Source organism: Lentibacter sp. (genome assembly GCF_965657785.1).
Taxonomy (GTDB): Bacteria; Pseudomonadota; Alphaproteobacteria; order Rhodobacterales; family Rhodobacteraceae; genus Lentibacter.
The window spans coordinates 58702-67552 of record NZ_CBFHPP010000014.1 but is presented as its reverse complement, the minus strand read 5'-3'; the positions used below and the strand labels follow the sequence as shown (position 1 = coordinate 67552).

Genomic DNA, 8851 nt, shown 5'->3' with positions numbered 1-8851 from the left:
ATAATCAATCACATAAACGAACCAGAGCCTCCAATGCTCAAACCGCTATAATGTCCCATTTTATATGACGACGGACACACAGGAACTATTCGCTCCCAAGTCGATCAAATTTGGAACGCTTTCTGGTCGGGCGGGGTTTCCAATCCGTTATCCGTCATAGAGCAGCTCACATTTCTGATGTTTATCAAACGTCTTGATGATCTGCATACATTGGCAGAGCGTAAGGCCGAGGATCTTGGCTTGCCGATGGAACGGCGTATTTTCCCCGAAGGCAGCGATGACAAGGGGGAACCCTACGCCAATATGCGCTGGTCCCAGTTCAAAAACTCCGAAGCGCGCGAGATGATGCGCATCGTGGATGAACATGTCTTTCCCTTCCTGCGCCAAATGGGCGAGGCGGGCTCCTCCTATGGCACCCATATGAAGGACGCGCGGCTGGGCTTCTCCAACCCCAACCTGCTCGCTAAAGTTGTGCAGATGCTTGACGACATCCCGATGGACGACCGTGACACCAAGGGCGACGTTTATGAGTATATGCTGGGCAAGATCGCGAGTGCGGGGGCCAATGGCCAGTTCCGCACGCCGCGCCATATCATCCAGCTGATGGTACACATCATGGCACCCACACCGACCGATACCATCTGCGACCCCGCCGCGGGGACTTCGGGCTTCTTGGTCGAGGCGGGGGAATACTTGCGTGCGACCCATCCGCAAATGCTGCGCAACGCGGAGCAGCGCGACCACTTCCACAATCACATGTTCCACGGCTTTGACTTTGACAGCACCATGTTACGCATCGGTGCGATGAACATGACCCTGCACGGGATCGAGAACCCCGACATCTCCTACCGCGACAGCCTTGCCGAAGAGCATGGCACAGACGCGGGCGCCTATTCCCTGATCCTCGCCAATCCCCCCTTTGCCGGATCGCTGGATTATGACACCACGGCCAAGGACCTGCTCAAGATCGTGAAGACGAAAAAGACCGAGCTCTTGTTTATGGGCCTCTTCCTGCGGCTGCTGCGCACGGGCGGGCGCGCGGCGGTTGTTGTGCCGGATGGCGTGCTCTTCGGCTCCTGTCCGTCGTCATATAAAATGGGACATTATAGCGGTTTGAGCATTGGAGGCTCTGGTTCGTTTATGTGATTGATTATGCGGCTTGTTTTTGATGTTGCAAGCGGCGTTGTTGGATTGTCCGTTTCTTGATCTTTTCCCTTTCTCTGAGAATGGCTTTGTCGCGCCCGAAGTAGACGTCTGCAGGTGTGACGTTGTTCAGGCTCTCGTGGTAGCGCTGATTGTTGTAATACTCGACGAACGCGCCGATCTGGCGTTCGAGATCACCGGGGAGGTAGTAGTTCTCCAGCAGGACCCTGTTCTTCATGGTCTGATGCCAGCGTTCGATCTTGCCTTGGGTCTGCGGGTGGAATGGCGCGCCGCGGACATGCTTCATGCTTTGCCCTTCCAGCCATTCAGCTAAATCACCCGAGATGTAGCAGGAGCCGTTATCGCTCAAAAGACGCGGCTTGTGGCGCACGACGGCTTGGTCGCAACCCGATGCCGCCAGCGCCAGTTCGATCGTGTCTGTCACATCCTCGGCCCGCATGTTTGTGCAAAGCTTCCAAGCGATGATGTAGCGGCTGTAATCATCCAGAATAGTGCTGAGATAATACCAGCCCCAGCCGGTGATCTTGAAGTAGGTGAAGTCGGTCTGCCACATCTCGTTGATTGTCGTCGTTTTGTCTTTGAACTCCTCCGCCGCTTTGATCACCACATAATCGGGGGCGGTGATGAGGTCGGCAGCTTTGAGAATACGATAAGCTGATGATTCAGAGACAAAATACCGCTTCTCATCGGTGTATTTGATGGCCAGTTCCCGCGTGGTCAGCGCCTCATGTTCCAGCGCGAACTCGATCAGATCATCGCGACGAGCATCAGGGATGCGGTTCCAGACAGATCCTGGGCGTGGGGACCTATCAGCCAGCCCATCCAGGCCGCCGTCGACATAGAGATCATACCATCGATAGAATGTCGTGCGCGGGATGCCCAGCATGTCGAGGGTCTGCTTAACCGGCAGATGCGATCCCTCCACGGTGCGGATGATCTCCAGTTTCTCGGACGCAGGGTATCTCATTCCTCGAACTCCCCAGCCCCTGTTATGCTTTTTTTGAGCAGACGGTTCTCAAGGATCAGATCAGCCACGCATTCTTTCAGGGCCAAGGACTCAGAACGCAAATCCTTTACCTCAGGCGAGGTGGCCTGCCGCGCCGTGTCGCCAGATAACCGGCGCTTGCCAGCTTCGAGAAATTCCTTCGACCAGCTGTAATATAGGCTTTCAGCAATACCCTCCCGGCGGCACAACACCGAGATGCTTTCCTCGCCACGCAGACCAGCCAAAACAATGCGGATCTTCTCTTCAGCTGAATAGGTTTGGCGCGTCTTGCGGCGGATGTTCTTGACCACCTTCTCGGCGGCGTCTTTCGATGTCTGTGGCTTCTTCGTCATCTCGATCTCCTAATCGATAAGATGAACCAGAAATCCTCCGTTATTCAAATCTTCAAATCTGTCCCAATGGTGCTGACGTCAGACACCCAAAGGAAATCACCAGATGAAACACGTATTCACAGCTGCGGCACTCGTAGCCCTTGGCACGATCATTGGCGCAGTATCCTCTAGCACCAACGGTACAGCCAACGCCCAGTTCGCCCCGCCAAGTGTTCAAAGCGGCGATGCGCTGTGGCATCTGCCCAAGTTTGGCGAACAAGGCTGGTTCTTACACGCCAACAACGGACGGGTGCGTGCCTGCAACATGGACAAGGTGAGTGTGGTGGGTGAACGCACAGCGCCACGCTGTTCAAAGTGGACAGATGAATAATGCGCAAACACGGCTGATTGTGTGAACTCAGCAACTCACACCCGTCGCAGATGGTGTGAAGGGGGTCCACCGTTTCGAACAGGTTTGCCGACCAAGCGCAGAATGCGGGCGCTCGGCGTTGTAAAATACCATCCCGCTTTTGATGACCCGCCGCGCAGCAAAGCCGCCGTTGTTTTCTTCGAGATAGATGGGTGCCTGCCTCAGGAAGGCCGCTACGCCCGTGCCTTATCTCTCTCAAGGCTGGCCTGTGACCTTGAGAACATCATCAGCCCGATGCTGGCCGTGGTTCTGCTGTCCAGCAGTCAGCGCCGCTTGGCATCTGCGAGCGGACCATACGCGGAATGCGGATATATCTCGTCACGCCTCTTGGGCGTGCTGCCGCTCAACTTTTTCGCCGCCGCGGCGGGTGTGATAGTGCGGGTGAACACAGTGGTCCTTGTGCGGTCAGATCTTGGCTTTTAGGTCGCTGGTGTGCCGCGCTGTGTCCATCAGCCAAGGCGGGCTTTGGACCGAGTGCTACGGTTGACGCCCATAGGCAGGTCGTGTTCATTTCCTTAAAACTCATCCTCTTGCTCAACGTTAATGTATAATCCCACCATGACCGCATTCGAATTTCATTTTCCGCCGATGAATACCCGCACCCATGAGGTCTGCGGGCCGTCTGCCTATGGTTTTGCTTTCGCGCTTGCGGGGCGGATGTGTCGTGCGGGGGCTGGCACGGTGCTTTGGGTGCGGGAGGCATGGAACGGGACGCAGTTGAACCCGTTGGGCTTTGCGCCCTATCTCGATCCGCAACAGCTTTTGATTGCGCAGGCACCAAGCCACAGTGACGCTTTGGCCTCGGCGGAGGAGGCGCTGCGCTCTGGGCGCATTCCACTTGTGGTCATGGAGCTGAGCCAGCCGATTGGCCTCACCGAAGGGCGGCGCTTGCAGCTTGCCGCTCAACAAGGCGGTGCTATGGGGCTGTGCATTCTGCCTGAGGGGATGGGCAGCAATGCCGCTCAAACCCGTTGGCATTGCGCCCCTGTTTTTGATGCAAAGGCGCGTGCGGACTCGACTCTGCAAAAATGGGAAATTATAAAGAACAAAACAGGAACACTAAAGGCGTGGAATGTGAAGTGGGATGCGCAAACGTGTCGTATCAATGTGGTTTCCGAGGCTGCCCAGCGATAGGGTTCTACGCGCACGCGCGCAAGTTAGTGCCAATGACAACTACCCCTTTGTGCTTACACATCACGAGAAGAACACCGACCGGATTTATTGCCTGAACCAAGCCGCCGAGGCGCAGGGGTTGCACCGTGGCATGGGCGTCTCAGACGCGCGCGCCTACTGCCCCGAGCTGCAAAGCCAACCCGCCGACACGCTGGCCGATGCGCGATTTTTGCAGATGCTCGCACGGTGGAGCAAACGGTATTGTCCTTGGGTCGGCCTTGATGGTGCCGATGGGTTGTTGCTCAATATCGCAGGGTCGGCGCATCTGTTTGGCGGCGAGGCGGAGATGCTCGACGACATACGCCACCGCCTCGCGCGAGCGGGCTTGAACGGCCATATCGCAGCGGCGAATACGCGCGGGGCAGCGTGGGCGCTCAGCCATTATGGTCACGCCGCTACGGATGACATCCGCACCCTACCTGTAGCCGCATTGCGCCTTGAGGCCCAAACCGACACGGCGCTGCAACGTCTTGGGTTGCGCAAAGTCTCCGACCTTCTCGCGCTGCCGCGTGCCACGATTGCACGCCGTTTTGGCCCCGATGTGGTGTTGCGCCTTGATCAGGCCATGGGCGCACAGGATGAGGCCATCGCGCCCTTGGGCGATCTGCCGCATTATGGTGTGCGCCTCACATTGCCTGACCCGATTGGATTGACGGCAGATGTGATGAGGGGTGCCGAGCGCCTATTGGCGCGCTTGTGTAACAAGCTCAAAGAACAGGATATGGGCGCGAGACAATTACAGCTCACCCTGCGCCGCGTCGATCAGGGCGCCCAACAGGTTGAGTTGCGACTGGCCGCCCCTATGCGCGATGCGGCGCGGATTTTGCCGTTGTTTGAGCGCGGTATAGGCACGGTGGATGCGGGGTTTGGGATTGATCAGATGCGCCTTGAGGCCACACAGGTCGAGCCTTTGTTAAATGCGCAAATCACCAATGCCACAGCATCACGTCCAGATGGGTTAGATGATCTCATCACGCGGCTTGGCAACCGTATCGGGCTTGAGAATATCCAGCGGTTTTTACCCGCCGACAGCCATATCCCAGAGCGCAGTTTTCAGGTGGCGCCCGCCGCCTATAGCGCCCCGAATGGCGCTTGGTCGTGCCAGCGTCCGCGCCCGTTGAAACTCTTTGCCCCCGAGCCGATTTCGGGCGCGGGAGCGCAGCCGCCCGCGCGGTTTCGCTGGCGGCGCATCGCGCTTACAATGGGGCGCTCTACAGGGCCGGAACGCATTTCGCCAGAATGGTGGCTGCCCGACGAGGCATGGCGCACGGGCGTGCGCGATTATTGGTATGTTGAGACCCGTGAGGGGCGGCGGTTGTGGCTGTTTCACAGGCCGCAAAACCCTGGATGGTTCGTGCATGGAGAGTTTTCATGAGCGCCCGTAACCCATCCCTAGACCCCGGATATGCAGAGCTGTGCTGCACGTCGAATTTCACCTTTCTGCGCGGTGCGTCGCATCCTGAGGAATTGATCGCACGCGCAGCCACCCTTGGCCTCACCGCCATCGCAATCACGGATCACAATTCACTGGCGGGTGTGGTGCGGGCGTTTTCGGCGCTCAAGGAATTGCGCCGCGAACATGGGGACGCGGCGAACCTGCCCAAGCTCATCGTCGGCGCGCGGTTGATCTTGCGCGACAGTGATACGCATTGGATTGCCTTGCCCCATGACCGCGCGGCCTATGCCCGGCTGACGCGGTTGCTTACACTTGGCAAACGGCGCGCCCCTAAAGGTGCGTGCTACCTCGACCTGCGGGACATCGCACAAGGCGGTGCGGGGATGAGCCTGATTGCCTTGCCGCAATCGGCCCTGCACGACAGCGCGCCCGAGATCGCCACGCTTAAAAAATGTTTCCCCTCGAATGTCTTTATCGGCGCTGCCCCGCGCTATGACGGCAGCGATCAGGCGCATTTTGATGCCATAGCACAGCTTGCACATCGCACCGCCGCGCCGATGGTCGCCGTGGGCGACGTGCTCATGCATCACGGGGCGCGCCGGCAGTTGGCCGATGTGTTGACCTGTCTGCGCGAGCACATCACGATTGATCAGATCGGCACCCGCGCGCTCCTCAATGCGGAACGGCGGCTTAAAGGTGAGGCGGATATGGCGCGGTTGTTTGCGCGCCACCCCGCCGCCCTGCGCCGCACGGTTGAGATTGCCGCCAAGGCGAGCTTTTGTCTCTCGGAGTTGAGCTACGAGTATCCCGACGAGATCACGGGAGACGAGCCACCGCAAGAGCGGTTGGCGCGTTTGGCCGCCGAGGGGCTAATAACCCGCTATCCAAATGGCGCGCCTCAGACCGCGATTGCACAAATGAACAAGGAATTGGCTCTGGTCAAAACACTCGACTTTCCTGCCTATTTCCTCACCGTGCATGACATTGTGCAATTTGCTCGAGCGCAAGGAATTTTGTGCCAAGGGCGCGGCTCGGCGGCCAATTCGATCCTGTGTTATCTCTTGGGGATCACCGATGTCAGCCCCGAGACTATCACCATGGTGGTTGAGCGGTTTGTGTCCGAGCACCGTGGCGAGCCGCCTGATATTGATGTGGATTTCGAGCATGAGCGCCGCGAAGAAGTCATTCAGCACATCTATTCCAAATATGGCCGTCACCGCGCGGGGTTATGCGCCACGGTGATTCATTTCCGCTCCCGCGCCGCCATTGCGGAGGTGGGCAAGGTTATGGGCCTGTCCAAGGACGTCACGGCCAATCTGTCGGGGCAAATCTGGGGGTCGAGCAACAACGGTGCGGACCCTGAGCGGGTCAAGGAGTTGGGTCTGGATATGAGCGACCCGCGCCTCGCGCTCACCATAAAACTCATCGGGGAGATTATCGGATTTCCGCGCCATCTAAGCCAACACGTCGGCGGATTTATCATCACCAAGGGCCGGCTTGACGCGCTCTGCCCGATTGAAAACGCCGCCATGGAAGACCGCACGATTATCGAGTGGGACAAGAACGACATTGACGCGCTTGGCATTCTCAAAGTCGATATTCTCAGCCTCGGGATGCTCACCTGTATCCGCAAAAGTTTCGATCTGATTGCACAGCATGGGGGCGAAAAACTCTCGATTGCGACCGTGCCACAAGCGGACGCACCGACCTTTGATATGCTATGTGTGGCCGATGCGATCGGGGTGTTTCAGGTGGAGAGCCGTGCGCAAATGAACTTCCTGCCGCGCATGAAGCCGCGCGTGTTTTATGATCTGGTGATCGAGGTCGCCATCGTGCGCCCCGGTCCGATCCAAGGCGGTATGGTGCATCCCTATATCAACCGCCGCCAAGGCAAAGAGGCCGTGACCTTTCCATCGCCCGCGCTTGAAAAGGTGCTCGGCAAAACACTCGGCGTGCCGCTGTTCCAAGAGCAAGCCATGCAAATCGCCGTGGTCGCGGCAGGGTTCTCTCCGTCAGAGGCCGACAAGCTGCGCCGTTCCATGGCAACGTTTCGACGGATGGGCACCATCGGCCAGCTGCGCGACCAATTTATCAGCGGCGCGGTGGCGCGTGGTTATGATCAGGCCTTCGCGGAGAGCTGTTTTTCACAAATCGAGGGCTTTGGCGAATACGGGTTTCCCGAAAGCCACGCCGCAGCCTTTGCTATGCTCGCCTATGTGTCGGCATGGTTGAAGCGCCACCATCCCGCCGCCTTCGCCTGTGCTTTGCTCAATTCGCAACCGATGGGATTCTACGCGCCTGCGCAGATTGTGCGCGATGCGCGCGAGCATCATATTGAGGTGCGCCCGATTTGTGTAAACGCGAGCGAGTGGGACAATACCTTGGAAAAACGCGCCGATGGGTCACTGGCGCTCAGGCTCGGGTTTCGCCAGATCAAAGGCTTTCGCGAGGAGGACGCCGCATGGATCGTGGCTGCGCGCGGCAACGGCTATCCCGACCCTGAGGCGTTGTGGTTGCGGGCGGGGCTAATGCCAGCGGCTCTAGAGCGACTGGCCGAGGCCGACGCCTATGCGGGGCTTGGCATGGGGCGGCGCGATGCGCTTTGGGCGGTGAAGGCGATCACCGGGCCCAAGCCGCTGCCGCTGTTCAGCGACGCGATCGAGGGCGAAGGAATACGCGAGACGTCCGTGACCCTGCCTGCGATGCATCTGGGCGAAGAGGTCGTCGAGGATTACGTCGCCATGCGCCTGTCGCTCAAGGCCCACCCTATGGAGCTTTTGCGCCCCGAAATGGAGGGGATGACGCCCCATGCGGCCTTGCCTGATGTGCCCCTTGACCCAATTGCGGGGCGCGCCATTTCTGTATGCGGCTTAGTGATCACGCGGCAGCGCCCCGGCACCGCGTCGGGCGTTGTGTTTTTGACGCTGGAGGATGAAACGGGCGTATCAAATGTGGTGGTGTGGAAGACGGTCTACAAACAGTTTCGCCGCGCCGTCATGGGCGGGCGGTTGCTGCGCGTCACGGGTGTGGTTCAGCGCGAAGGCATCGTGGTGCATCTCATTGCGCAGCACATCGAAGACGTCTCACACCGCCTGAGCACGCTCGGCCACCCGATGGAAAACGCCATCGGCATCACCCAACCCCAAGCCGACGACGCCCCTCGCATACGCGCACAGGCGCGCGCCATGCACCCGCGCGACCAAGCCAAACGGCTGTTTCCAAGCCGCGATTTTCGTTAGAGGGGCATCTCCTAACCTCAAGAGAGGCTCATTCATGGCCAGAGAGTTTGCCTGTGGTTGGTATTGACCAGAGAGCCCCCACATCAGAGACGCCCAACGACAGCGAGCGCTCTTTCGAGATCTACGCCAAGA

7 protein-coding genes are annotated in these 8851 nt (G+C 58.8%); 6 read left to right on the top strand and 1 reads right to left on the bottom strand.

What is annotated here, in order from left to right:
• Positions 1-57: 57 nt before the first annotated feature.
• The gene (locus ACTF58_RS09705; protein WP_438991777.1) at positions 58-1146 is read left to right on the top strand and encodes a type I restriction-modification system subunit M; all 1089 of its coding nucleotides are present in this window, start codon (positions 58-60) and stop codon (positions 1144-1146) included.
• A 4-nt stretch (positions 1147-1150) separates the two neighbouring features.
• On the opposite strand, the gene ACTF58_RS09700 is transcribed toward ACTF58_RS09705, so the two are convergent.
• Positions 1151-2502, bottom strand: a protein-coding gene (locus ACTF58_RS09700) for an IS3 family transposase (protein ID WP_438991775.1) whose coding sequence is annotated in 2 segments (ribosomal slippage) — positions 1151-2164 and positions 2167-2502 — 1350 coding nt in all. Because the reading frame shifts where the segments join, the coding sequence is not laid out codon by codon here.
• Between the two features lie 103 nt (positions 2503-2605).
• On the opposite strand from ACTF58_RS09700, the gene ACTF58_RS09695 reads away from it, so the two are divergent.
• The 5 genes from ACTF58_RS09695 (at position 2606) to ACTF58_RS09675 (ending at position 8719) form a co-directional block, all read left to right on the top strand.
• The gene (locus ACTF58_RS09695; protein WP_438991774.1) at positions 2606-2872 is read left to right on the top strand and encodes a hypothetical protein; all 267 of its coding nucleotides are present in this window, start codon (positions 2606-2608) and stop codon (positions 2870-2872) included.
• A gap of 102 nt (positions 2873-2974) precedes the next feature.
• A complete protein-coding gene (locus tag ACTF58_RS09690) occupies positions 2975-3334 on the top strand; it encodes a hypothetical protein (RefSeq protein ID WP_438991773.1) in 360 nt (119 codons plus the stop codon).
• 135 nt (positions 3335-3469) lie between these two features.
• Positions 3470-4045 (top strand): ImuA family protein, encoded by a 576-nt coding sequence (locus tag ACTF58_RS09685; RefSeq protein WP_438991772.1) that lies wholly within the window; start codon positions 3470-3472, stop codon positions 4043-4045.
• Complete coding sequence (locus ACTF58_RS09680; protein WP_438991771.1) at positions 3996-5459, top strand: Y-family DNA polymerase; 1464 nt, start codon at positions 3996-3998, stop codon at positions 5457-5459. Before ACTF58_RS09685 ends, ACTF58_RS09680 begins: the two co-directional genes overlap by 50 nt.
• The gene (locus ACTF58_RS09675; protein ID WP_438991770.1) at positions 5456-8719 is read left to right on the top strand and encodes an error-prone DNA polymerase; all 3264 of its coding nucleotides are present in this window, start codon (positions 5456-5458) and stop codon (positions 8717-8719) included. The genes ACTF58_RS09680 and ACTF58_RS09675 overlap by 4 nt, the downstream gene beginning before the upstream one ends.
• Positions 8720-8851 lie beyond the last annotated feature (132 nt).

What these genes read in the sequence shown, in the direction of transcription:
- ACTF58_RS09690 (WP_438991773.1), top strand. Translation starts at nt 2,975, where the DNA reads ATGCGGGCGCTCGGCGTTGTAAAATACCATCCCGCTTTTGATGACCCG.
- ACTF58_RS09685 (WP_438991772.1), top strand. Translation starts at nt 3,470, where the DNA reads ATGACCGCATTCGAATTTCATTTTCCGCCGATGAATACCCGCACCCAT.
- ACTF58_RS09675 (WP_438991770.1), top strand. Translation starts at nt 5,456, where the DNA reads ATGAGCGCCCGTAACCCATCCCTAGACCCCGGATATGCAGAGCTGTGC.
- ACTF58_RS09695 (WP_438991774.1), top strand. Translation starts at nt 2,606, where the DNA reads ATGAAACACGTATTCACAGCTGCGGCACTCGTAGCCCTTGGCACGATC.
- ACTF58_RS09680 (WP_438991771.1), top strand. Translation starts at nt 3,996, where the DNA reads ATGCGCAAACGTGTCGTATCAATGTGGTTTCCGAGGCTGCCCAGCGAT.